This is a genomic window from Methylobacterium sp. J-090 (genome assembly GCF_022829345.1).
Taxonomy (GTDB): Bacteria; Pseudomonadota; Alphaproteobacteria; order Rhizobiales; family Beijerinckiaceae; genus Methylobacterium.
The window spans coordinates 185332-209741 of record NZ_JAKSXV010000082.1 but is presented as its reverse complement, the minus strand read 5'-3'; the positions used below and the strand labels follow the sequence as shown (position 1 = coordinate 209741).

20 protein-coding genes are annotated in these 24410 nt (G+C 69.9%); 7 read left to right on the top strand and 13 right to left on the bottom strand.

What is annotated here, in order from left to right; translation table 11 throughout:
• Positions 1 to 187: 187 nt before the first annotated feature.
• The 3 genes from MKK49_RS14175 to xseA all read right to left on the bottom strand — a co-directional run bounded on the left by MKK49_RS14175 (position 188) and on the right by xseA (position 3318).
• On the bottom strand, positions 188 to 1132 hold the full coding sequence (locus tag MKK49_RS14175; RefSeq protein ID WP_056097113.1) for a ribose-phosphate pyrophosphokinase: 945 nt from the start codon (positions 1130 to 1132) through the stop codon (positions 188 to 190).
• Between the two features lie 162 nt (positions 1133 to 1294).
• Positions 1295 to 1522, bottom strand: a complete 228-nt coding sequence (locus MKK49_RS14170) for a DUF4170 domain-containing protein (protein ID WP_244029438.1) — start codon at positions 1520 to 1522, stop codon at positions 1295 to 1297.
• A 149-nt stretch (positions 1523 to 1671) separates the two neighbouring features.
• Positions 1672 to 3318 carry an exodeoxyribonuclease VII large subunit gene (gene xseA / locus MKK49_RS14165; RefSeq protein ID WP_244029436.1) on the bottom strand — a complete coding sequence of 549 codons (1647 nt, stop codon included), beginning with the start codon at positions 3316 to 3318 and terminating at the stop codon, positions 1672 to 1674.
• A gap of 455 nt (positions 3319 to 3773) precedes the next feature.
• On the opposite strand from xseA, the gene purD reads away from it, so the two are divergent.
• Positions 3774 to 5057 carry a phosphoribosylamine--glycine ligase gene (purD, locus tag MKK49_RS14160; protein WP_244029434.1) on the top strand — a complete coding sequence of 428 codons (1284 nt, stop codon included), beginning with the start codon at positions 3774 to 3776 and terminating at the stop codon, positions 5055 to 5057.
• Between the two features lie 372 nt (positions 5058 to 5429).
• On the opposite strand, the gene MKK49_RS14155 is transcribed toward purD, so the two are convergent.
• Both MKK49_RS14155 and pgeF read right to left on the bottom strand, forming a co-directional pair.
• The gene (locus MKK49_RS14155; RefSeq protein ID WP_244029432.1) at positions 5430 to 6302 is read right to left on the bottom strand and encodes an outer membrane protein; all 873 of its coding nucleotides are present in this window, start codon (positions 6300 to 6302) and stop codon (positions 5430 to 5432) included.
• Between the two features lie 275 nt (positions 6303 to 6577).
• Positions 6578 to 7339, bottom strand: a complete 762-nt coding sequence (gene pgeF, locus MKK49_RS14150; protein ID WP_244029430.1) for a peptidoglycan editing factor PgeF — start codon at positions 7337 to 7339, stop codon at positions 6578 to 6580.
• 149 nt (positions 7340 to 7488) lie between these two features.
• Between pgeF and MKK49_RS14145 the strand changes: the two genes are divergently transcribed.
• The 3 genes from MKK49_RS14145 (at position 7489) to MKK49_RS14135 (ending at position 10667) form a co-directional block, all read left to right on the top strand.
• On the top strand, positions 7489 to 8088 hold the full coding sequence (locus MKK49_RS14145) for a hypothetical protein (protein WP_244029428.1): 600 nt from the start codon (positions 7489 to 7491) through the stop codon (positions 8086 to 8088).
• A 348-nt stretch (positions 8089 to 8436) separates the two neighbouring features.
• Positions 8437 to 9543 (top strand): aromatic ring-hydroxylating oxygenase subunit alpha, encoded by a 1107-nt coding sequence (locus tag MKK49_RS14140; protein WP_244029426.1) that lies wholly within the window; start codon positions 8437 to 8439, stop codon positions 9541 to 9543.
• A gap of 50 nt (positions 9544 to 9593) precedes the next feature.
• Positions 9594 to 10667 (top strand): MBL fold metallo-hydrolase, encoded by a 1074-nt coding sequence (locus MKK49_RS14135; protein ID WP_244029424.1) that lies wholly within the window; start codon positions 9594 to 9596, stop codon positions 10665 to 10667.
• A gap of 27 nt (positions 10668 to 10694) precedes the next feature.
• On the opposite strand, the gene hslU is transcribed toward MKK49_RS14135, so the two are convergent.
• The 7 genes from hslU to MKK49_RS14100 form a co-directional block, all read right to left on the bottom strand.
• Positions 10695 to 12008 carry an ATP-dependent protease ATPase subunit HslU gene (gene hslU, locus MKK49_RS14130; protein WP_244029422.1) on the bottom strand — a complete coding sequence of 438 codons (1314 nt, stop codon included), beginning with the start codon at positions 12006 to 12008 and terminating at the stop codon, positions 10695 to 10697.
• Positions 12008 to 13123 carry a hypothetical protein gene (locus MKK49_RS14125; protein WP_244029420.1) on the bottom strand — a complete coding sequence of 372 codons (1116 nt, stop codon included), beginning with the start codon at positions 13121 to 13123 and terminating at the stop codon, positions 12008 to 12010. The genes hslU and MKK49_RS14125 overlap by 1 nt, the downstream gene beginning before the upstream one ends.
• Before the next feature lie 49 nt (positions 13124 to 13172).
• Entirely contained in the window at positions 13173 to 14843 is a 1671-nt protein-coding gene (locus MKK49_RS14120; RefSeq protein WP_244029418.1) for a methyl-accepting chemotaxis protein, read from the bottom strand.
• 79 nt (positions 14844 to 14922) lie between these two features.
• Positions 14923 to 15462 carry an ATP-dependent protease subunit HslV gene (hslV, locus tag MKK49_RS14115; RefSeq protein ID WP_244029416.1) on the bottom strand — a complete coding sequence of 180 codons (540 nt, stop codon included), beginning with the start codon at positions 15460 to 15462 and terminating at the stop codon, positions 14923 to 14925.
• Positions 15463 to 15585: 123 nt separating this feature from the next.
• Entirely contained in the window at positions 15586 to 16608 is a 1023-nt protein-coding gene (locus tag MKK49_RS14110) for an HD-GYP domain-containing protein (RefSeq protein WP_244029414.1), read from the bottom strand.
• 328 nt (positions 16609 to 16936) lie between these two features.
• The gene (locus tag MKK49_RS14105) at positions 16937 to 17494 is read right to left on the bottom strand and encodes a TadE/TadG family type IV pilus assembly protein (protein WP_244029412.1); all 558 of its coding nucleotides are present in this window, start codon (positions 17492 to 17494) and stop codon (positions 16937 to 16939) included.
• Positions 17495 to 17541: 47 nt separating this feature from the next.
• Entirely contained in the window at positions 17542 to 18087 is a 546-nt protein-coding gene (locus MKK49_RS14100) for a TadE/TadG family type IV pilus assembly protein (RefSeq protein ID WP_244029410.1), read from the bottom strand.
• A gap of 340 nt (positions 18088 to 18427) precedes the next feature.
• Here MKK49_RS14100 and MKK49_RS14095 point away from each other — a divergent pair, with 340 nt between their 5' ends.
• The 3 genes from MKK49_RS14095 to MKK49_RS14085 all read left to right on the top strand — a co-directional run bounded on the left by MKK49_RS14095 (position 18428) and on the right by MKK49_RS14085 (position 23274).
• Positions 18428 to 19789: a pilus assembly protein TadG-related protein gene (locus tag MKK49_RS14095; protein WP_244029407.1), complete on the top strand. Its 1362-nt coding sequence runs from the start codon at positions 18428 to 18430 to the stop codon at positions 19787 to 19789.
• Positions 19786 to 22521, top strand: coding sequence for an ATP-binding protein (locus MKK49_RS14090; RefSeq protein WP_244029406.1), 2736 nt, complete (start codon positions 19786 to 19788; stop codon positions 22519 to 22521). The genes MKK49_RS14095 and MKK49_RS14090 overlap by 4 nt, the downstream gene beginning before the upstream one ends.
• A 168-nt stretch (positions 22522 to 22689) precedes the next feature.
• The gene (locus tag MKK49_RS14085; RefSeq protein WP_244029404.1) at positions 22690 to 23274 is read left to right on the top strand and encodes a hypothetical protein; all 585 of its coding nucleotides are present in this window, start codon (positions 22690 to 22692) and stop codon (positions 23272 to 23274) included.
• Between the two features lie 12 nt (positions 23275 to 23286).
• On the opposite strand, the gene MKK49_RS14080 is transcribed toward MKK49_RS14085, so the two are convergent.
• Positions 23287 to 24408: an ATP-dependent RecD-like DNA helicase gene (locus MKK49_RS14080; protein WP_244029402.1), complete on the bottom strand. Its 1122-nt coding sequence runs from the start codon at positions 24406 to 24408 to the stop codon at positions 23287 to 23289.
• Positions 24409 to 24410 lie beyond the last annotated feature (2 nt).

Below are 24410 nucleotides of genomic sequence, written 5' to 3'. Positions count from 1 at the left end.
GGCAACTCCAACGGTTGGGGCGGGACGGGCGTCGGGGCGCCGCCGACGTGGCGCCGCTCGCTCCGGCCTGGGACTGGCCGGCAGCATCCCGTCTCAACGCTGCAATAGGGGAGTTGCGTCTATACAGGCTGCGGAGGGGAATGCGCAATTGCGATCACTCGCCCGACGCCCCTCCCCGTCCCGTCTTTCAAGTGAACAGGCTCGACACGCTCGATTCCGTCGCGGTCCGGCCGATGGCCTCGCCGAGGAGCGGCGCGATGGTGGCGACGCGGATGTTGCGGGCGAGCTTGACGGCCTGCGTCGGCTGGATCGAGTCGGTGATCACCAGCTCCTTCATCCGCGAGGCGGCGATGCGCGAGACCGCGCCGCCCGACAGCACCCCGTGGGTGATGTAGGCCGAGACATCCTTGGCGCCGGCATTGAGCAGGGCCTCGGCCGCGTTCACCAGTGTGCCGCCGGAGTCGACGATGTCGTCGACGAGGATGCACGAGCGGCCCTCGACCTCGCCGATGATGTTCATCACCTCCGATTCGCCGGGGCGTTCGCGGCGCTTGTCGACGATGGCGAGCGTCGCGTCGATGCGCTTGGCGATGGCGCGGGCCCGCACCACGCCGCCGACGTCGGGCGAGACCACCATCCAGTCCTTGGGGTCGAGGCGCTCCTTGATGTCGCGCACCTTCACGGGGGCGGCGAACAGGTTGTCGGTGGGAATGTCGAAGAAGCCCTGGATCTGGCCGGCATGGAGATCCAGCGTCATCACCCGGTCGGCGCCGGCCTCGGTGATGAGGTTGGCGACGAGCTTGGCCGAGATCGGGGTGCGGCCGGAGGTGCGCCGGTCCTGTCGGGCATAGCCGAAATACGGGATCACGGCGGTGATGCGCCGGGCCGACGAGCGCCGGGCCGCGTCGATCATGATGAGCAGTTCCATCAGGTGATCGTTGGCGGGAAACGACGTCGACTGGACGATGAAGACGTCCTCGCCGCGGACGTTCTCCTGCAGCTCGACGAAGATCTCCATGTCGGCGAACCGCCGGACCATGCACTTGGCCAGCGGCAGTTCGAGGTAGGCCGCGATGGCCTCGGCCAGGGGGCGGCTCGCGTTGCCGGCGATGATCTTGATCGAGGATTTCATGCCGGGGTCTTCATCTCGCGATCCTTCGCCCACCGAGCCCGTTGAACCAGGGTCACTAAACCAAGTCGTTGAAACCGGGAGCGGTTTGCTGCCGCGGTCCATATCAGTCGACGGGGGGGCGTCACAATGCCTTCACGCAGTCTCCCCCACGCCCTGCACAGATCAGGGTTCGAGCAGGCGGTGCAGGTGCACGATGAAGTAGCGGGTCTGCGCGCTGTCGACCGTGGATTGCGCCTTGGATTTCCAGGCGGTCTGGGCCGAGGCGTAGTCGGGAAAGATGCCGACGATATCGAGGCCCTTCACGTCGCGAAAATTCACGCCGTCGAGGCTTTCCAGTTCGCCGCCGAAGACGAGGTGGAGCTTCTGGGCGCTGTCGATCGTGGTGGTCATCACGGCTCCTTCGCGTCTGGCAGCCTGCCTCAGGCATGGGCCGTGCCGCGGTTCGCAAACGCCGCTCCGTTCGTCAACCCGTGGCCGGACATGGCGGGGCGGCCATTGCGAGGAGACCATGGCGAGGCGGCGCTGACGGGCAAGCCGCGTCATCCCTCGAAAAGGGAGCCCTGGACGACGGGCTTGGCCGCCGGCTTTCGCGGCGTGCGCTTGGGGCGCGCCGGTGCCGGAGCGCCGTCTCCGCCCGGCACGGCGGCGGTCTCGACCCGTGCCGTCAGGGTACCGTCGGCGAATTCGAGGGTGAGGCGCTCGGCCTCCGATGCGGCGGCGGCCGAGCGGACGGCCGCGCCGGACCCGTCGCGGACCAGGGCGAAGCCGCGGGCCAGCACGGCGCGGTAGCTCAGGGACCCGAGAAGGCTCGTCAGGGTCGCGAGGCGGTCGCGGCGGCGCTCGGTCAGGCGGGCGCCGGCGCGGTCGAGGCGATCGTGGAGGTCGCCGAGCCGGTCACGCCCCCTCGCCTGCTCCGCACCCGCCCGTGCCAGGGTCGCATCCCGGGCGACGACGAGGCGGCGGCCGAGATAGGCTAGGGACTCGGCCTTCCGGGTGGTGCCGTGGCGCAACGCCGCGCCCGGCCGGTCGCCGAGGCGGGCGAGGCGCCCGCGCGCCGTCGCCAGGGCCAGGGTCGGCGGGTGGCGCACGAAGCGCTCCACGAGGCGCGAGACCCGGAGGCGGTGGACCCGGGCGTTGCCGGCGAGCGCCGGCCCGAGGCGGGCCTCGGCGAGATCGAGGCGCTGGCGCTTGCCCGCCAGGAAGGCATCGACGCCGGGCATCGCCCTGACGAGGGCGCGCAGGTCGCTGCCCTCCCGGTCGAGCTTGCGTTCCACGGCCTCGCGCTGGCGCCGGCCGAGATCGGCGACCTCGGAGAGGAGCTCGGCGCGGACCGGCACCGCCATCTCGGCGGCCCCCGTGGGGGTGGGCGCCCGCCGGTCGGAGACGAAATCGATGAGGGTGGTGTCGGTCTCGTGGCCCACCGCTGAGATCAGGGGAATCGTGGAATCGGCGGCGGCGCGCACCACCGCCTCCTCGTTGAAGGCCCACAGGTCCTCGATGGAGCCTCCGCCGCGCGCCACGATGAGCAGGTCGGGGCGCGGGATCGCGCCACCGGGGGGCAGCGCGTTGAAACCCCGGATGGCAGCGGCGATTTCCTCGGCCGCCCCCTCCCCCTGGACCCGGACGGGCCAGACCAGGACGGGCCGTGGAAACCGGTCGGCGAGACGGTGGAGGATGTCGCGGATGACGGCGCCCGTGGGCGAGGTCACGATGCCGATCACGCGCGGCAGGTAGGGGATCGGTCGCTTGCGCTCGGGCGCGAACAGACCCTCGGCGCCGAGCGCGCGCTTGCGCTCCTCCAGCAGTGCCATCCAGGCACCGATGCCGGCGGGCTCCAGGGTCTCGATGACGATCTGGTACGAGGATTTTCCGGGGAAGGTCGTGATCCGGCCGGTGGCGACAACCTCCAGGCCCTCCTGGGGCTTCTGGCGCAAGCGGGCGAAGGTGCCCTTCCACACTACGGCATCGATACGGGCGGTGCCGTCCTTGAGGGAGAAGTAGGCGTGGCCGGATCCGTGCTGCCCGCGAAAACCCGAAATCTCACCACGCAGGCGGACATGCCCGAAAGCGTCCTCCAACGTCCGTTTCAGGGCAGACGCCAGATCACCGACGGACCATTCGGGCACGTTCGACACCGGCGTGGTGCCGGTCTTCGGGGCAGCGGAAGGCGGAGGGGGTACGGCCATGGTGCCGGACGCTAGTGCCGCGCGCCAAACAGGTAAAGGGCGCGCCGCGAGCCAGTCCGCAACCCGTCCTGCAGACAGCCGGCCGTCCTACAGGAAGACCGAAAGGAACAGGGCCACACAGAAGGTCGGAAGGGCACCGACGGCGATCGCCCAATACCAGGCCGGTGCATGGTGCGGTCGGGGATTGTCGTTTCCGGCTCGCATGGGCATCCGCCCGTGAACCACGTACTTCGCAATACTAACGCCCCGAAGCCTGGGCGAGGCCATCGAATACGAAACGGATTTGCGACAGCCTGGCATGATCCCAACGTAACCCGACTGGGATCACTTGGTTCCCGCTGCCCCGACGGGAAACGCGCATCGGCTCCGTGCGCGGGCGCCGTCCCGTGCAAAGCCGGTCTGCGCGCTGGATTAAGCCTTTTCAAGAACGGTGTTTTGGGGAAGAGCTTTGGCCCATGAACATCCTCCTCATCGGCTCCGGGGGGCGCGAGCATGCCCTCGCCTACGCGCTGACCAAGAGCCCGCTCTGCGACCACCTGTTTTCCGCGCCGGGCAATCCCGGAACGGCGGCGTTCGGCGAGAATCGGCCGGACCTCGACGTGGCCGACCCTGCGGCGGTCTGTGCGTTCTGCGCCGCGCACGCCATCGGCCTCGTGGTGATCGGACCGGAGGTGCCCCTGGTGGCCGGACTCGTCGACGATCTCACGGTGGCCGGCATCCGCGCCTTCGGGCCGACGAGGGCCGCTGCCCAGCTCGAAGGCTCGAAGGGCTTCACCAAGGACCTGTGCGCCGAGTACGGCATCCCCACCGCCGCCTTCGCGCGCTTCACCGAGCTCGCGCCGGCCTTGGCGTACCTCGCCGAGCGCGGTGCGCCCATCGTGGTGAAGGCCGATGGCTTGGCCGCCGGTAAGGGCGTGGTGGTGGCCGAGACCCTTGATCAGGCGCGGGCCGCCGTGCGGGCCATGCTGGGCGATCCCGGCGCCGAGATCGTCATCGAGGAGTGCCTGTTCGGCGAGGAGGCGAGCTTCTTCGCCCTGTGCGACGGCAGCCGCGCGGTGCCCGTGGGCACGGCCCAGGACCACAAGCGCGTGTTCGATGGGGATCGCGGTCCCAATACCGGCGGCATGGGGGCCTACTCGCCAGCTACCATCCTCACCCCCGCTTTGGAGCGGACGGTGATGGAGACCATCATCGCCCCGACGCTCGCCGGCATGCGCGCGCGCGGCATGCCGTTCACCGGCATCCTCTATGCCGGCCTCATGCTGACGGCGGACGGCCCGAAGCTGATCGAGTACAACACCCGCTTCGGCGATCCCGAGGCACAGGTGCTGATGCCGCGTCTGGCCGGCGATCTCGTCCCGGCCCTCCTCGCGGCCTGCGACGGCGACGTGTCGGGGATCGTGATTCCGTTCGACGAGGGCCGCGCGGCCCTCACCGTGGTGATGGCGGCGGCGGGCTACCCCGGCGCGGTGATGCGTGGCTCGGTGATCCGGGGCGTCGCCGAGGCGGAGGCAGGCGACGACGTCATCGTGTTCCAGGCCGGCACACGGACCGAGGACGGGCAGCTCCTCGCCGATGGCGGCCGGGTGCTCACGGTGACGGCGCTCGGTGCAAGCATGATGGAGGCCCAGGCCCGCGCCTACGCCGCCATCGCCCGGATCGACTGGCCGGAGGGGTTCTGCCGCCGGGACATCGGCCGCCGCGCCGTGGCCCGCGAGGTCGCCGGCGGGGGAATCTAGCGGGCTCCCAAGGGAAATCCGCTCGATCGCTTCGCGATGCGGATTTCCGGCCTCGCTCAGGCACCGCGCGGGACCGGACGAGCTGGATACCGGTTCGCCGTAGGAGATCGCGGCAAAGCCCGGATCTAGGGCCGACCCCGATCCCATTGGTTTCGGGACGGCACGATCTCTGCCGTCGATCGGCGGATGGGCCGAGCACCGTCGCCCCTGCCTTTCGGATGGCGAACGGGTACGCCGCTTCCGAACGCGGGGCTTGGCACCCTCCCGACGTAGCAACACCCCGAGGATTTCTCCTCGGGGTGCGCTTCGACGAAAGCGGCCAGATGATCGGGGCTGGGGACGCTCAGGCCGAACCTAAAAGCCCCGCAAGTCCTAGTACGAGCCGAACTTGTAGTTCAGGCCGGCGCGGACGACGGCGAACTCGGTGTCGCGGACCTGACGGCCACCGCTGGCCAGGACGACGCCCGGGCTGTTGGTGAAGATGGTCGCGCCGGCGTTGTTGACGGCGAAGGCGCCGGCGTTGCGGTTGTTCTGGTCGAGCTTCACGTACAGGCCTTCGACCTTGAACGTCACGGCCGAGGACTTGAAGAAGTTGAAGAACGAGTCCGTGGGGAGCGCGTACTCGATACCGCCGCCGGCGGCCCAGCCGGTCTGGAAGCTGTCGCGGCTGCCGCTGTTCAGGCCGAACTCGCGACCACCGCCCGAGCCGTAGGCGAAGCCGCCGGTGCCGTACACGAGGGTGCGGTCGAAGGCGTAGCCGAGGCGGCCGCGCACGGTGCCGAAGTAGTCGAGGCTCGACACGCCGGCCGGGTTGAACACCTGCTGGGCGGCGAGCGGACCGGTGGCGGAGAAGCGGTTCCGCTCACGACCGAAATCGACGTACTGGGCATCGGCCTCGACGCCGACCACGAAGCCGGAGCCCGGGGTGAACTGGTAGTTGTAGCCGATCTGACCGCCGCCGACGAAGCCGTCGTTGCTACGGCCGTTGCTGAAGGCGATCGCCTGGGTGGTGCCCGGACGGACCAGGGTGCTGGCGCCGTTCACGCCGATGATGGTGGGCGCGCTGTTGCTGGAGGCGTCGAAGCCGTAACCGGCGTTGAAACCGGCGTAGAAGCCCGTCCAGGTGAACACGGGGACCGGCACGAAGACCGGCGGCGCGGCGCGACGCGGAAGGTCGGCGGCGAAAGCAGAACCGGCGATCACGATGCCGGCCAGCGCAGTTGCGCTCCGAAAAATGGATTTCATAGTCTGGTCCTCTACCATTGCGCCCCGCCGCTCCTTTTGGAGGCATCCGGTGCAGTTCCCCGTCTTTAGGCCAGTCGCCCCGAAGAAGCTGTGGCTTTACGAACACGCCGTTGGCCGGGAAGGCGGCCCCTTTGTGGCGGTTCCTGCCGCACTTCTTAAGCAACTCGAACCGGCAACGCGCATCCACGGCCAAGGTTCAATCGCCGAGGCATTTTGTTCCGATTTTTTACTGGGCAGAATGTCGCGGGGTTCGAACAGGTCTGCGACGGGCGCCGTCACGCCAGCGCGATGGCCGAGATCAGACGACCGTAATCGGCCTCGTGCCGGTGGGTCGCGCGGCGATAGCTGTAGAACCGATCCGGGTCGGCATAGGTGCAGACCCCCAGGTCATGGGCTCGGGTGACGCCGGCTCGCGCGAGGCGGGCGGCGATGAAACCCGGCAGATCGAACTGGGCATGGCCGGGCCGTGCGCCCGCCCCGAGAAACCCTTCGCAGCCGGGCGCTTCCATCCGGAAGCGCGTGATGAAATCGGGACCGACCTCGTAGGCACCTTGCGAGATCGTCGGCCCGAGCACCGCCACGATCTCGGAGCGCCGTGCCCCGAGCCCCTCCATGGCCTGGACCGTCGCGTCGATCACACCCGTCAACGCGCCCTTCCAGCCGGCATGGGCCGCCCCGACGACGCCGCGCTCCGCATCGGCGAACAGGATCGGTCCGCAATCGGCCGTCGCGATGCCCAGGGCGAGGCCCCGCACCCGCGTGACCATGGCGTCGGCCTGCGGGCGTGCGTCGGGCAGAAAGGGCGCCTCGACCACCACGGCCGTCGCGGAGTGGACCTGATACAGACTGACGAGGCTCGCGACGCCGAGTTCGGCGCACATCCGGTCACGGTTCTCCGCGACCCGCGCCGGCACGTCGGCCGAACCGAGTCCGCCGTTGAGGGATGCGTAGAGGCCCTCGGACACCCCGCCCTCCCGGGTGAAGAAGGCGTGGCGCAGGCCGGGCAGGGCCGAGAGTTCGGGCGCTTCGAGAAACATGGTCGGGGGTTCCGGCGGCGGGACTGCATCGATAATGCATCGGCCCGACGACCGTCACCCCGTCCGGCGGGTAACGGTCTCCCGGGGAAGTTTCATACTTCCTTAAGCATATTTTGGTCGGATACTCGCGAAAGCCGAGGACCTGTCCGATGTCGGAACCCGCCCGCCAGTACCCGCCGAACGATCAGCCCGGCCGCCCCCAGCCGGGTCCGCTGCGGGACTGGCTCGCCGCGATGAAGGCGGCGACCGCCGCCCATGCGACGCAGGCCTCCGCCGCCCGTCCGGACGCATCCTACGACCTGCCGGAGTCCCGTGGGGAGATGCCGGCCGCCGAGCCCCAGGCGGAGATACCGGCTTGGACGCCGCGCGTGGTCGCACCCGCGAGTGCTCCCACGCCGTCACCCATAATCGACGCCGAGAGCGACCTGTCGGACCTCATGGCCGAGAACCTGATGCTGAAGGCCAAGCTACGGGTCGAGACCGACCGCTACGACAGTCTTCAGGCCGTCCTCGCCGACGAGCTGCGCGGCCTGCGAGGGCACCTCGAATCGGAGCTGCGGGTTCTCGACGACGTCTGCGCCGAGCGCGACCAGCTCAGGGCTCTGACCACCACCGTCGCCCGCGAGATGCGCGACCTGCGCGCCAGAATGGATGCCGAGGCCGAGCAGCTCGCCCAGATGCGCTCCGAGCGCGATCTGTGGATGGCCCGGGCCGAGACCCTGGCGCAACCCCTGTTCCAGCGCCGTTGAGTCGACCCCCGGAAAGACCGAAGGCCCGCCCCGGTGAGGGGCGGGCCTTCCATTGCCGAACCGCTGAGGTCCGGCCGATCCCTTGTTCTTCCCGCCGAGCGCTAGAGGGTAGCGCCGGAGGCGACGGTCCAGGTCAGGGTGGCCGGGGAGAGCGGCTGATGAGAATGAGACACTGGATCACCTCCTTTCGTTCGTTGCGACTGGCAGGAAGGTAGGGGGCGGATCGGCGTTTGAAAAGGCCCCCGCTTGCGCCCTTCCGCCGCTCCCCTCCGGGGTCGCCCTGGCCAGGGTGGAACCCCGGGTCTAAGAGGCTGGCACCCGCCCGCGAGGGCGTGACCGGAACCGTCCATGTCCGCCAGCCCAAGGTCCGCCAGGCCAAGCCCGCGCGCTCCGGCGCCCGACGAGGCCGCCCTCGACCCCGACGCCATGCGCCAACCGCTCGCCGACGCGTGGTACTGCGTCGGCCGCTCGGACACCCTAAAGGCCGGCACGCTTCGGGCGGTCGAGCTCAACGGCGAGCAGATCGTGCTCGGGCGCGAGGCGTCCGGCGCTCCGTTCGCGCTCCGTGACCGCTGTCCCCATCGCGGCATGGCCCTGTCGAAGGGGCGCTTCGACGGCGCCGCCCTGACCTGTCCGTTCCACGGCTGGCGCTTCGGCACCGACGGACGCTGCCGCGACGTCCCGACCCTGTCGGCCTCGGATTCCGCCGACTTCTCCAAGATCGCCATTCAGCGCTTTCCCATCCGGGAGAGCGCCGGCTTCGCCTGGGTCAATCCCTATCTCGGCCCGCCCACGGGTTCGGACGCTCCAGCCCTGCCCGAACTCGGGTTCGAGGCCGCCGGCCGTGTCGTCATCGAACTCGTGGTCGAGGCCTCGTTCGACCTCACGACCCTGAGCCTCGTCGATCCCGGCCACGTCGCCTTCGTCCACGATTCCTGGTGGTTCCGCCCCTCGAAGGAGCTGCGCGAGAAGGTGAAGACCTTCACGCCGACGCCGCACGGCTTCACCATGACGAGCCACGCCACCACCACGAGTTCGCCGGTCTACCGGTTGCTCGGCGGGGCGCCGGCGGTGGAGATCGAGTTCCGCCTGCCCGGCGTGCGCCTGGAGCGGATCGTGGCAGGGGCCAAGCGCGTGGCGAACTACACCTTCGCGACCCCGCTGACCCACAACCGCACGATGCTCACCAACGCGCTCTACTGGAACATGCCGGCGCTGAACCTGCTGAAGCCCGTGGCCCGGCCGCTCATGCGCCAGTTCCTGACCCAGGACCAGCAGGTGCTCCAGCACGCGCAAGCGGGCCTCGACCGCAAGCCCACCATGGTGCTGTTCGGCCAGGGCGATCTGCCGTCGCAATGGTACTTTCGCCTGAAGCGCGAGGCGCTCGCCGCCGCGCGCGAGGGGCGGCCGTTCCACAATCCCCTCGCCACCCAGGAACTGCGCTGGCGCTCGTGAACGGCAGCGTGGCCGCTTGAACGCGCGGCGGCCGCGGCCATCTCGGGTGCATGAAGCGCAACAATCTGATCACGGCCCTCAGCGCCGCCACGGTGATGACCCTCGGCGGCGTCGGCTATGCCGCGCACAGGCGCGGGCGCAATCCCTATTACCGGGGGCCGAAAAGCGACCATTTCGACGGTCTGCGCTTTCACGGACCGGATCAACCCGCCGACAAAACGCTCGCGGACATCGCCCGCTGGCGCAAGCGGCGTGGGATCGACGCACCCGTGCGCGCGCTCTGGCCGAAGCACCATCCGAGCCCGTTCCAGGACCGGCCGCCCGAGCGATTCCCGGGGATGCGCGTCACCCTCATCGGCCACGCGAGCTACCTGTTCCAGGTCGCAGGGCGCAATATCCTGGTCGATCCGGTCTATGCCCGCCGCGCGAGCCCGCTGCGTTTCGCCGGTCCCAAGCGTGTGAACCCGCCGGGCATCGCCTATGCCGATCTTCCCCCCATCGACGTGGTGCTCATCACCCACAACCACTACGACCACCTCGACGGCCCCACCGTCGCGCAGCTGTGGCAGGCGCACCAGCCGCTGATCCTGGCGCCGCTGGGCAACGACGCGATCCTGCGCGCCTACGACGACACCATGCATGTCGAGACCCGCGACTGGGGCGAGTCCGTCGATCTCGGCGGCGGCCTCACCGTGCACCTCACCCCGGCCAACCACTGGTCGGCGCGGGGCGTGAACGACAAGCGCATGGCCCTGTGGTGCTCGTTCGTGCTGACCACGCCCGTGGGGGTGCACTACCACTCCGGCGACACCGGATTTCGCGGCGGCGCGATCTTTCACGCGGCCCGGGCGCGGTTCGGGCCACCGCGTCTCGCCACCCTGCCCATCGGAGCCTACGAGCCGCGCTGGTTCATGACGGACCAGCACATGGACCCGGCCGAGGCGGTGGCGGCCGGGCTGCTCCTCGGGGCGGACCAGATGCTCGGCCACCATTGGGGCACCTTCCAGCTCACCGACGAGGGGATCGAGCAGCCGGTCGAGGCCCTGGCGGTCGCCTGCGCCGAGAACGGCATCGCGCCGGAGCGGTTTCGAGCCCTGCGCCCCGGGGAGGTCTGGCAGGGCTGAGGCCCTACCGCCTCACAGCCTGGCACCTCACAGAATGAACCGGCTCAGATCCGCGTTCGCCGCCAGACTCTCCACCCGCGCACGCACGTAGGCGGCGTCGATCGGCACGGTCTCACCGGACCGGTCTGTGGCGGTGAACGAGATCTCGTCGATGACCCGTTCCAGCACCGTCTGGAGCCGGCGGGCGCCGATGTTCTCGACGGAATTGTTCACGTCGACGGCGACCTTGGCGAGGGCGTCGACGGCGTCGTCGCTGAACTCGAGGGTCACGCCCTCCGTCGCCATGAGAGCCACGGTCTGCTTCAGCAGGCTCGCCTCCGTGGTGGTGAGGATCTGCTTGAAGTCCTCCACGGTCAGCGGCTGCAGCTCGACCCGGATCGGAAGGCGGCCCTGCAGCTCGGGCAGGAGGTCCGAGGGCTTCGAGACGTGGAAGGCGCCCGACGCGATGAACAGGATGTGGTCGGTCTTCACCGGCCCGTGCTTCGTCGCCACCGTCGTGCCCTCGATCAACGGCAACAGATCGCGCTGCACGCCCTCGCGGGACACGTCGGCCGAGGAGCGGCCTTCACGCGCACAGATCTTGTCGATCTCGTCGAGGAAGACGATGCCGTTGTCCTCGACCTCGCGGATGGCTTCCTGGGTCAGGGACTCGGTGTCGACGAGCTTGTCGGATTCCTCCGCGAGGAGCGGCGCGTAGGCCTCCTTCACCGTCATCCGGCGCGGCTTGCCCTTCTGGCCGCCGAGCGCCTTGCCGAGCATGTCGCCGAGGTTCACCGCGCCCATGGAGGCGCCGGGCATGCCGGGGATCTCGAACATCGGCAGGCCGCCGGGCGCGGCCCCGCTGAGTTCGATCTCGACCTCCTTGTCGTCGAGTTCGCTCGCCCGAAGCTTCTTGCGAAAGCTGTCGCGGGTGGCCTGACCGGAGGTGGGGCCGACCAGGGCGTCGAGGATGCGGCCTTCCGCCGCCGCTTCGGCCTTGGCCTGCACGGACCGGCGCTTCTCCTCGCGCTTGAGGCCGATGCCGACCTCCACGAGGTCGCGCACGATCTGCTCGACGTCGCGGCCGACATAGCCGACCTCCGTGAACTTCGTCGCCTCGATCTTCAGGAACGGCGCCCCGGCGAGGCGCGCCAGGCGCCGGGCGATCTCGGTCTTGCCGCAACCCGTGGGGCCGATCATCAGGATGTTCTTCGGCGCGACCTCTTCGCGGAACGGGCCGGTCAGTTGCTGCCGACGCCAGCGGTTGCGCAGCGCGATGGCGACGGCGCGCTTGGCGTCGGCCTGGCCGACGATGAAGCGGTCGAGTTCCGAGACGATCTCGCGGGGGGAGAAGGTGGTCATCACGCTCCGATCGGGTGCGGCAGCCGAGCTGCCCAGGGGCGGGGGAGGGCGCGCAGCACGCGGGCCCGCAGGGGATGCCAGCCGGCGCTGAGCGCGAGGATGAACGTGCCGAGCGCGAGCAGGCTCGCCGGCACCGTGGCGCCGGTGAAGCCCGCGTCGCGGATCAGGGCACCGAAGGCGATGCCCGCATAGACGAGGCCGGACACGAGGAGCGCCCGCCGGTCGATCGCGAGGGCGACGAAGGCCAGCACCAGGACGATGGCCAGAACGGCGAGCATCGCCCCGCGCTGGCCGTCGCCGCTGCCCGCCAGGGTGCTGAGGATCGGATGCACCATCAGGGGCGCGGCGAGGAGATGGAGCCAGAAGGCGATGTCCGTGCGCCGCGTCAGCCGCTTCGGGTCGGCAAGGTCGAAGCGCATGGCCAAGGCGAAGACCGCGAGGCCGGCGAGGAACAGGAGGCCGGCGAGGAACCGCTCGGCGACGCCGGGGGCCGCGGCCAGGATCAGCGCGAGGGCGAGGCCGGCGGTGGAGGCCGCTCCCGCCGCGACGGTGATGGGCACGGCGAAGCGCCGGTAGTGCGCGGCGACGAGGAGGACGGTGCCGAGTGCCGCCCCGGCCATCGGGAGCGCGGCGGCGGGCGAAACGTCGAGGAGGTCGAACAGGGTCGCGCTGCCGTGCCGCATGGGACCGAGCAGGATCGCCGCCAGGGCGGAGAAGCCCGCATGGGCGAAGGCCAGCAGCAGGACGATACTCGGCAGCGCCATGCGCCGCACCCGCGTGAAGAACTCGGCGAGCCCCCAGGCGAGGATCGCCACGACGGCGTGGCCGGCCGCGTTGCCGAGGCGGTCGAGGCCGAAATACGTCGCTGCCCCGAGGAACAGCACGAGGCCGATGGTGACGAAGATGTCGGCGAAACCGGTGATGAAGCGCAGGCGCTCGTCGTCGGGCGGCTCGTCCGGGGCGGCGCCGTCCTCCCGCGCCAAGCGGTCGAGGGCCAGGGCCTGATCGTCCGTGATGATGCCGCGCGCCACGGCACTCCGCAGGAGCGCCGCGTGGCCGGCGGATGGACCGTCGCCCGTGGAGGCGACGGTTGGGGCGGTCGGGGTCTGTTGCACGCTGCCGACTTAAGCGCGTGCGGCCCGCCTTTCCAGGGCGCGGATGCGCTCAGGCCGCCCGGATAGTGCCGACGAAGCCGGTGACTTCCCCGTCGAGGGTGGTGGTCCGGCGCGACAGCTCGGCCGCCGCGTCGAGGACCCGCGCGGCACCCGCGCCGACCTCCGCCGCCGATTCGCGCACCTGCGCCATGGTCTGGGTCACGTCCTGGGTGCCGAGGGCGGCATCCGAGATGCTGCGCGCGATGGCCTGGGTGGCGATCCGCTGCTCCTGCACGGCGGCGGCGACACCCTCGGCGATGCTGTGCACCCCGCCGATGGTGGTGCCGATCTCGGCGATGCCCTCGACGGTCTCCCGCGTCGCCGCCTGGATCGTGGCGATCTGGCCCGTGATCTCCTGCGTCGCCTGGGCGGTCTGGGACGCCAGTTCCTTCACTTCCGCCGCCACCACGGCGAAGCCCCGGCCCGCCTCGCCGGCCCGCGCCGCCTCGATGGTGGCGTTGAGCGCCAGAAGGTTGGTCTGGCCGGCGATGTTGGAGATGAGGGCGACGACGTCGCCGATGCGGGCGGCGCTGATCGCCAGCACCTCGACGCGGGCATGGGTGCGCCGGGCGCTCTCGACGGCGCCGGCGGCGGCCGAGGAGGTCTGCGCCACCTGCTGGCCGATGGCGTCGGCGGTGGCGGCGAGTTCCTCGGTGGCCGCCGCCACCGCCTGGACGTTGAGGGCGGTGGTGTTGGCCGCCGCCATCACGGCGTTCGACTGGGCGTCGGCGCGCTCGGCGCTGCGCGCCATGGTGCGGGCGGTGTCCTCCATGGCGGAGGCCGCCCCCGACAGGGTGCCGACGAGGCCGCCGACGCTGCCCTGGAACCGGTCGGCGAGATCGACCCGCTCGGTCCGGCGCCGGGTGCTGGCGTCGGAGGCGGCCCTGTCCTGATCGGCCCGCAGGGCCTCGGCTTCCTGCATGGCGGCCGCGAACACCTGCATGCTCCGCTGGATGTCGCCGATCTCGTCGCGGCGCGCCGCCATGGTGGGAAGATGGTGGTCGCCCTCCGACAGACGCCGGATGGCGGTCGCGACGCCCACGAGGGGACGGGCGATCTGGCTGTTGCCGATGACGGCACCGATGAGGAGGCAGGCGAGGGGGGCGCCGATGGCCAGGACGACGAGGAGGGTCATGCGCAAGGCGTAGAGATCGTCGGTCGCGCGCTCGATGGCCGTCAGACGGGACAGGCTGTCGGCCACCAGGGCGTCGATGCTGTCCTGGAAGGCCTGCCGGTTGGCCCGGTTCAGCTCGTTGAAGCCCTGGTCGGCGGCGGCCTTCGGCGAGACCTCGGTGCCGAGACGCGCCGTCTCCAATCGAAGGGGCGTGAAAGCGGCCGCTCCCTCGACGACCTTGGCGAACAGGACCTGCTCCTCGGCGGTGGCCCGGGGCGGCCAGGCCTTGAGCAGGGTGTTCATGTCCGCGACGTTCTGCCGAAGGCGTCCGGCGTACTTGCCCGCGTCGGCCGTGTCCTTGGCGGCGTAGATGCCGCGCGCCTCCAGGACCACGGTGGTGACGTGGCGGTTGAGCCTGGCGGCATCGAGGGCGCGCTGGCTCGCGAGCCGCCCCTGCTCGATGGCCACGTCCAACGAATGCAGGGTGCTGAGGCCGATGCCCGCAACGAGGAGCGTCATCGCGCTGCAGGCGATGACGAAGGCCAGAATTTTCGCCCTGATCCGCATGATGATCGACTCTCCCAGACACCTTTTCCCGCTGTCTTAGAGGCAATCCTGCAAAGGATCGTTAATCAACTGCCGACGATCATCCAGGCTGTGCAGTGTCGAGGGCTTCGATGACGAGGCTGCCGTTGGTGTAGACACAGATCTCGGCCGCGATTTCCATGGCTCGCCGGACGATGGCTTCCGCGTCGTGGGGACCATCTTCGAGGGCACGAGCGGCGGCGAGGGCGTAGTTGCCACCCGAACCAATCGCCATGACGCCGTGTTCCGGCTCCAGCACATCGCCGGCCCCCGAAAGCAGCAGGCTGACCTCCCGGTCGGCCACGAGCATCATCGCCTCGAGGCGGCGCAGGTAGCGGTCGGTCCGCCAGTCCTTGGTGAGCTCGACGCAGGCGCGGGTGAGCTGGCCCGGATACTGTTCGAGCTTGGCCTCCAGTCGCTCGAACAGGGTGAAGGCGTCCGCCGTGGCCCCGGCGAAGCCGCCGATCACCGCGCCCTTGGCGAGGCGTCGCACCTTGCGGGCGTTGCCCTTGACGATGGTCTGGCCGAGGCTGACCTGCCCATCCCCGCCGATGACGACGCGCCCGCCCTTGCGCACCATCAGGATCGTCGTGGCGTGCATCTGCGGCGGTCCGCCGGTCTCGTGTGCCGAGCTCGTCCCGTATGCCAAGGCTGTCTCCCGTCCCGTCGGTCGTATCCGGCCGGGAGATAGGCCATGGGGCGGCCCGGCGCCAACCGGCGGGGGTCAGGCGGGCGTCCCGTCCTTCGACAGCATCCGCACGAAGGCCGCCACGCAGGCGGGGTCGAAATGCGAGCCGGCATTGGCCAGGATATGGTTGAGGGCCTCGGCCTCGCTCCAGGCCTTCTTGTAGGGCCGGTCCGAGGTGAGCGCATCGAACACGTCGGCCACGGCGACGATGCGGCCGGACAGGGGGATCGCCTCGCCGGCGAGTCCCGACGGGTAGCCGCTCCCGTCCCAGCGCTCGTGGTGGGTGGCGGCGATCTCGGCGGCGCGCTGCATGAGATGGGACGACGAGCCCTCGAGGATGCGCCGGCCGCGCTCGGCGTGGCGTTCCATCTCGCGGCGCTCGTCCTGCGTCAGGGGGCCGGGCTTCAGCAGGATCGTGTCCGGCACGCTGATCTTGCCGACATCGTGCATGGTCGAGGCGAGGCTGAGCTGCTCCACCTCCGCGTCGGGCAGGTCGAGGCCCCGGGCGATGAGGGTGACGAGGCCGGCCACCCGCGCCACGTGGTTGCCGGTCTCGTTGTCGCGATGCTCGGCGGCCTTCATCAGCATGAGGACGATCTCGCGCTCGCGGGCGGCGATGAGGGCGGTGGCGGCCTTCACCTCGCGGTCGAGCCAGGCGGCGCGCTCGCGCTGGTCGATGCGGGCGCGGTTGAGGGCGAGCAGGTTCGACACCCGAGCCCGGATCTCGATGGGGTCGAAGGGCTTGGCCAGGAAGTCGGTGGCCCCGGCCTCCAGGGCCTCGCGGCGCAGGCTGCGCTGATCGAGGCTCGTCACCATCACCACCGGCACGTGCTCGAAGCCCGGGACGGCGCGAGCCGCGCGGATGAAGGCGACGCCGTTCATGCCCGGCATGTCGTAATCCGAGATCGCCACCCCGATGGCGTCGGAATTGGCCTCGACGAAGGCGAGCGCGTCCGCCGGACGCGTGAAGTCGCGCACGGTGCAGTCCGGGATGGTACGGATGGCCTCGGCCATCAGCATGTTGTTCAGCGGGGCGTCATCGAGAACGAGAACGAACATCGAGTGGCCTTGCGATCCCTGATCCACATCTTGCGCTCACCGGCGGGTGCTGCACCGGACCAGGTACCCCCGAGCGTCCCTCATGATCTCCGCCGTCCCGTGGTGTCGGGAGCGAGAACCGGTGGTGTCGGGAACGTTTCGCGGGACACCCTGAATGTCTGGACTATCCGCGGCGTCCTGACACCCCATCCCGCGCCACAGGGTGAATGAATTCGTTCGCCGGCCACCAGCACTGCCCCGCTGTGTGCGAACTCTGCCGTCCTGTGTGCGAACTCTCTTCCTGGGTAGATGTCTGCGATGCCCGGCCGATCGTTCCGTCAGAGCCGGGTCAGGAAGGGCAGGGAAGGCCGTTGGGCAGGATGATCTCGGGGCTCTGGCTCGCGTAGCGCCGGCCGTAGCGCACGGGCCACTTGGTCCGTCGCGCCAGCACGATGCCCTGCACGGCATCCCGGAACATGCCCGGCCCCGAGACGGGACGGTAGGCGGCGGTGATCTCGACGAGGAGGAGCCGGCTGCCGGCGGGCTGCAGCGCCTCGGCCTCGGCCACCGGCGCCGGCGTGCCGGGGACCCGGACCGGCGCGCCGGAGGTCGCCACGCTCGAACAGACCCGCAACGGACCGGGCTCAAGGATGCCGCCGACCCCGACCGCGCTGACGCTCATCTGCACCCCGGCGCCGTCGTAGGGCGCCATGACGATGGCGGCGGCCTTGAAGATGTCCTCGATCTCCGTCGAGGTCGGCTGGGTGCGCTGGGAGAGACTGTCACCGATGGTGCGGGACAGGATGTCGAGCTTGCGCGCGTGGCGCAGGACGTTGGTCAGTTCGACGGTGCCGAAATAGAGGAGCATCAGGACCGGGACCAGGAGCGCGAACTCGACCAGGGCCATGCCGTCGCGTTTCCCGGCGAGACGCCACCCCCTCCGCAGGACCGCGCTCAGCATCCGGCCGCGACCGGCGAATTTCCCTCGAGCTGGATCACCGCCGCCGCGTTGATAAGGCGGCTGCCATCCCTGAACTGGCCCGGGGCGATCCCGAATGCCTGGAACGTGTGCTGGGCCAGCGCCGCCTGGACCACGACGACGCTGCCCTTGGCGAGGCAGCCGTGCTGGCCGCCGAAGCCCGGCCGCCAATCCCCCGTCGCCGGATCGATGGGGCTGGCGCGATCGACGCTGCCGAAGCTGGCATAGGCGGCGACATCGACCTTCAGGGCCTCGCATTTCACGAACGGGGCGACCTGCCGGCACAATTCCGTGCGGACCCCGTCGATCTGCTCGGTCCCCGGCCCGGCGGCGCGGACATAGAACTGGCGCATGGAGGCGTCGAGGCCGTTGTCGAGGGAGGCCGTGATCCAGTGGACGAGGGCGTTCTCGAGAACGAACAGAATGACCACGAAGAGCGGAACCATCACCAGGGCGAACTCGACGGCCGCGGCGCCCCCCGCATCCCGGCGCATCCGGGCGATGGCGTTCCGCCAAATCATCCAGACCGTTCGCCGCCCTGGCTGGGTCGGCGGCTGGGAGATCACCGAACCGCAAGGGCCACGGATTCGTGATCGATGAAGGGCGTCCAGTGGAAGCACGGGCGTTTGCGGGACCTGCACGCGGCGCAACGGCGACGCGCTCGTCTGTTCATGGCGCGTGGGCGGTTAATTCGCCGTGCGGTCCACCACCAAGCCCGATCTTGTCACGAAAACGTGATGTCATAGTTTCAACTCGTACTAGACCGACAGCTTTCAGGTTGTAATTCCGAAATTTCTGCAACCGTTCGACATTCAGTCAATCTCAACTCATCCGCGCCATCCCTGACGCAGGAGTTGGGAAATGTATGGGTGGTTCGCCGCACTGGCCAGGGACACGCGCGGCGGCATCGTCCTGATCTTCGCTCTGCTCCTTCCCGTCATCACCGGGATGAGCGCCGCGGCCGTGGAGTACGCGTCCCTGATCAAGCGCCGGGCCGAGCTTCAGCGCGCGGCCGACAGCGGCAGCATCGCCGGCGTCAACCAGTTCAAGCTCGCCAACTCCGACGACGCGAGCGCGATCCGCACCGCCGTGGCCATGGCGCGCGCGCAAGCCGGGAGCCAGCAGGCCGTCACCGCGTCGGCCGAAGTCATGGGCAACCACTCGGCCGTGCGCGTCGTCCTCTCGCAGCAGATCACCCTGACCCTGGGGCGGCTCCTCGCCCTGCAGACCCTGGAGGTCAGGGTCGAATCGACGGCCAAGCTCGCCGGCACCACGCGCCTGTGCCTGCTCGCCCTCGACCCCCTCTCCATGGGTGCGTTCCACCTCGAGAGTGCCGCCCGGATCACCGCCACGGACTGCTCGCTCTACTCGAACTCCCTGCACCCGGCCGGCATCCAGGGTGAGAATGCCGCCGTCGCCCAGGCCCTCTCGACCTGCTCGGCCGGCGGTTACTACGGCAAGGCCAACTTCCTGCCGACGCCGGCCACGGGCTGCCCGATGATCCGCGACCCCCTGGCCGACCGTGCGGCGCCGGCCTCGGCCTCGTGCCTCAACATCGCGAACCTGCTCAACCCGATGATGCTCATCGGCTCCCTCGACGATCCGGCCTACGGCAAGAACGTCATCACCACCACGGCGACGCTCAGCCCCGGCACCTATTGCGGCGGCCTTCACATCACCAAGGGCGCGAAGGTGACCCTACGGCCGGGCGTCTACATCATGAAGGACGGCCCCCTCGTGGTGGACAAGGGCAGTTCGTTGGACGGGGTCAATGTCGGCTTCTACTTCATGGGCCTGCGGACCGGATTGCTGTTCGACGAGAAGAGCGTCATCAGCCTCACCGCCCCGAAGGACGGCGTCATGAGCGGGCTGCTGTTCTTCGAGGAGCGCACCCTGACCATCCCGGTTCCCCTGCCGCTGCCGCTCGGCGGCAAGGGACAGTCGAAGCCGCCGCCCGGCGGCCCGCTGCCGCTCCGCGAGTACCGCATCATCAGCGACGAGGCGCGCACCCTGCTCGGCACGATCTACCTGCCGTCCGGTCGGCTCATCATCGATTCGAAGAAACCCGTGGCCGACCAATCGGCCTACACGGTCATCATCGCCCGTCTCGTCAACCTCTACGACGGTCCCAACCTCGTTCTCAACGCCCGCTACGGCGCCACCGACGTGCCGGTGCCCAGGGGCGTGGGCCCGAGCTCGGCCAACACGGAGCTGTCGCAGTGACCGCGCAGGCCGATCTCACACCCGCGCTACGCCCGTCCGCGCGCGCGCGGCGCCTGCCCGTCTTCCGCTCCCTGGCGGGACGGCTGGCGCTGGCGGTGTTCGCTTCCGTGACCCTCGCCCTCCTGGCGGCCGCGGCCTTCAACCTCTGGCAGGAGGTCCACCGCTACGCCGAGGCCAAGCGCGAAACCCTGTCCACCATCGCCCAGGTCTTCGCGGCGTCGAGCGCGCGGGCCGTGGCCGAGGGCGACGCGGCGGAGGCGACCCGGACGCTCAGCGCCATCGCCCGCCGACCCGACCTCGTCTATGTCGGCATCGAGCGCCCCGACGGCTCGACCCTGGCCGACCAGGGGCTCGGCATCCGCCTCGACAGCGACATCGATCTCGATGCCGGGGGCTCGCCCTTCTGGCTCCTCGGCAGCCGGACCGCCCAGGTGCGCGTCGCGATCCTGCAGGCCGGGCTCACCGTCGGCACCCTGGTGCTGGTGGCCGACACCACCGACCTCGTCGACCGTCTCCTCGCCATCCTCGAGGCGTCGGCCCTCGCCTCGATCCTGGCGCTGGCCCTCGGGCTCGCCGTCTCCTACGGCCTGCACCGCTCCATCACCCAGCCCATCGCGGAGCTCGCCGCCACCATGGATCGGGTCCGCGAGGCCGAGGATTACGGCCGGGTGGCCCGCATCGTGCGCGACGACGAGGTCGGCGTGCTGGCCCGTACCTTCAACGCGCTGCTGGCCACCGTGCGCGAGCGCGGCGACCGGCTGACCCGCCACCTCGAACGCCTGGAGAGCGACGTCGCCGACCGCACGGCCGATCTGCACGAGGCCAAGGAAGCGGCGGAAGCCGCCAACGGCGCGAAATCGTCCTTCCTCGCCACCATGAGCCACGAGATCCGCACGCCGCTCAACGGCATGCTGGTGATGGCCGAGCTGCTGGCGGCCGCCGACCTGCCCGACCGGCAGAAGCGCTACGCCGAGGTCATCGCCCGCTCGGGGCAGAATCTCCTCGCCATCATCAACGACATCCTCGATTTCGCGAAGGTCGAGGCCGGCAAGATCGACCTCGAGCGCATCTCCGTCGAGCCCGCCGAGATCGTCGATACGGTGGTGTCGCTGTTCGCCGAGAAGGCGCGCGAGTCGAACCTCGATCTCGCCGCCTTCATCGCCCCCGACGTGCCGCGCCGCATCGTCGGCGACCCCGTGCGCCTCGGGCAGATCCTTTCCAACTTCGTTAACAACGCCCTCAAATTCACGCTCGAAGGCCACGTGCTCGTGAGCCTGGAGCGGGCCGGACCAACGCACCTGCGCCTCAGCGTGCGCGACACCGGAGTCGGCATTCCCGCGGAAAAAGTCGGCACCCTCTTCTCGGCGTTCTCCCAGGCCGACCAATCCACCACCCGGCGCTTCGGCGGCACCGGCCTCGGCCTCTCCATCGCGCACCGCCTGGCGCTGGCCATGGGCGGCACCATGGGGGTGGACAGCGTCGTGGGGGACGGCTCGACCTTCTGGGCCGAACTGCCCCTGGAGGCCGTGGACGAGGTGACCGTCGGGGCGCATCGCGCGAACGACGTGTCCGAATGCGTCGTGGTGGCGACGGCGGGCGCCGCCACCGCCGAGAGCCTGCGTGCGCGTCTCATCGGCGCCGGGTTCGTGCCTGTTCCGGCCGACACGGCGGACGCTGCCGCAGCCCACTGGATCTGCGATGCGGCCGACCTCGTCGCCCTCGGGCGCCGTCCCACCGCCACGGGCCGCGTGCTCGCCATCGCCCGCATGGGCGATCCGGCCGCCGGCGCGGTGCTGGAGGCGGCCTTCGCCGACGATCTCCTGCGCTGGCCGGTGGTCCAGGACGAGTGGGATCGGGCGCTCGGCGCCCTCGCCAGCGGTGCGCCCTTCACCGCCGCCGGGCGGACCGGGCCCGTGCGCGCGGCCCTGGCGCAGTTCCCCGGTGCGCGGGTGCTGGTGGCCGACGACAGCGCCGTCAACCGCGAGGTCGCCTGCGAGGCGCTGGCGCGCTGCGGCATCACCGGCATCGTCACCGTCGTGGACGGGAAGCAGGCCGTAGAGGCAGCCCGCGCGGAAAAATTCGACCTCGTGCTCATGGACGGCAGCATGCCGGTGCTCGACGGCTACGACGCCGCCCGCGCCATCCGGGCCGAGGAGGCGGCGTCCGGCCGGCGGGTCCCCATCGTGGCGCTCACCGCCCACGTCGTCGGCACGGCGGCCGAGGCGTGGCGCGACGCCGGCATGGACGGCACCCTGACCAAGCCCTTCACCCTGGCGGCGCTCGCCGCCATGCTGTCGAACTTCCTCTCGCCCGAGGGGACGGGCCTGTCGGAGGACGCGCCTGAGCCCATGCTCGCGGCGCCCGCCTCCGATACCCTACTGGACGAGGAGGTCGTCGGCGGCCTCGTCGAGATGGCGCTCAGCGCCGGCAGCGGGTTCGCCGAGCGCATCGTCTCCCTCTATGCCGAGCACGCCCCAACGGCGCTCGCCGAGATCGCGGCGGCCCGCGCGGCAGGGGACGCGACCGCACTCGCCAGCGCCGCGCACAGCCTCAAATCCATGAGCCTGAACATCGGCGGCCGGGCGCTGGCGTCGTGCCTCGCCGCCGTGGAGGAGGGGGCCCGCACGCGGGCCGATCTGCCCGAGCTCGAAACGCTTGCGGAGGTCGAGCGTCTGACCACCGAGACCCTCGCGGCGATCACCGCGCGGATACGTGTTCCGGAGGCGGCGTAGGTGTCCGGGCGCGTCCCGTCTCGGTACCCTGCCCTGACGAGTGGTGACCGACCTCCGAGAGTCCGAGAGTCACAGTGGCGTTGCTGGCCTCCGAGTCCAAAGGTATGAAGGACCCACAACGGATCGCGTCTTTCGAGAAGGAGCCGGTTGTCGAGCGTGGAGGGGTTGATGTCGTCGGACTCGGTCACTTCCAGTTTGCAGAAGGCTTCTGACAAGGCGTCCTCCGAAATACAGGCCGCAGCGGGTGTCATTTCCAAGGGCTGCGACCCGACCGAAGCGATAGCGACCAAGATCGGCAATGGGCCTGACGACGCGAATCACGAATTTTCCAAGATCTGCGAACAGCGGCTCCGGAGTCCGAAGTTCAATGAGCGGGAAATCGCATTCCGAATCGACCAAGCTTCTCCCTTGGTAAAGTTCAGGATTTCCAGCAATGGGCAATTTATCGTCCCGTTGGCGCAGGATCTCATTCCTGGAATCGGATCGTTCAATCACAGCAATGAGGGAGAAGCGATCAAGAAGACCCGGGATGACCGCGATCGACTGTCGAAGAACAGCGCGAAGAACGTGACGATGAATTCGATCGGTCTCCTGAAGATCGCGACGACGATGCAGTCGTCTTCTGGTCTGTCACAAGCCATGCGCCCGGATTTCACGTCCCTCCTCGCCTCGGGTCCGCTGGCGCTGTCACTGATCCCTTCAATCGTCACGCTGGGCGCATTGAGGTTCCTGAAGCGGACAACCGCCGCCTGACGCGCGACCCGGTTACACCACCACCGTGATCGCCTCCGCCGCCCGCGTCAGGCCCGTGTACAACCACCGCGCCCGGTGCTCGCGGAAGGCGAAGGATTCGTCGAACAGCACCACGCTGTCCCATTGCGACCCTTGCGCCTTGTGGACGGTGAGGGCGTAGCCGTAGGTGAACTCGTCGGTCTCGCGGCGGAGGAAGGCCGGGATTTCTTCCTCCGAGCCGGACATCACCGCGCGCAGCACCTTGATGTCCACGGGGCGGCGGCGGAGCGCCGGGTCGTCGTCGGGCACCACGTCGAGGCGGATCGTGTCGGGGCGTTGCGCCGCGCGCTGGGCCTGGACCGTCCAGGTCGAGCCGTTGAGGAGGCCCTTGGTGCGGTCGTTCCTGAGACACACGAGCTTCTCGCCCACCGCCGGCATCGGATCGGTGTGGCCGGCGATCTCGCGCAGGCGGTTGTTGTAGAGCCGCCGCGTCTTGTTCATGCCGACGAGCACCTGATCAGCGGCGATGACCTCGTTCGGGTCGAGGCTGCGGCGCGCGACCACGCGGCTGCGCCCGTACTCCCCGATGGTGAGCTTGCCGCCCTCGCGGATCGTCATCGCCATGCGGACGATGGGATCGTCGGCGGCCTGGCGGTGGACGTCCGTGAGCATCACGTCGGGCTCGGCCTCGGTGAAGAAGCCGCCGCCGCGGACGGGCGGCAGCTGCGCCGGATCGCCCAGCACCAGCACCGGCTTGTCGAAGGACAGGAGGTCGTTGCCGAGGTCCGAATCCACCATGGAGCATTCGTCGATGATGACGAGCTCGGCCTTCGAGATCGGCCCGGTGCGGTTGAGGGTGAAGGCCGGGCCGCCTTCCTCCGTCTCCTTGGTGCGGTAGATCAGGCTGTGGATCGTCGCCGCGTCGTGGCAGCCCTTGGACCGCATCACCGAGGCCGCCTTGCCGGTGAAGGCGCCGAACACCACCGTGCCGTCGACGTCGTCGGCGATGCGGCGCGCCAGCGTCGTCTTGCCGGTACCGGCATAGCCGAACAGGCGGAACACCTGGGCGCCCCCGCCCTGGCGCCACGCCGCGATGGCCTTGAGGGCCGCGTCCTGCTGGGGCGCGAACCGGGTGGGCAGGGGGGTGTCGGTCATCG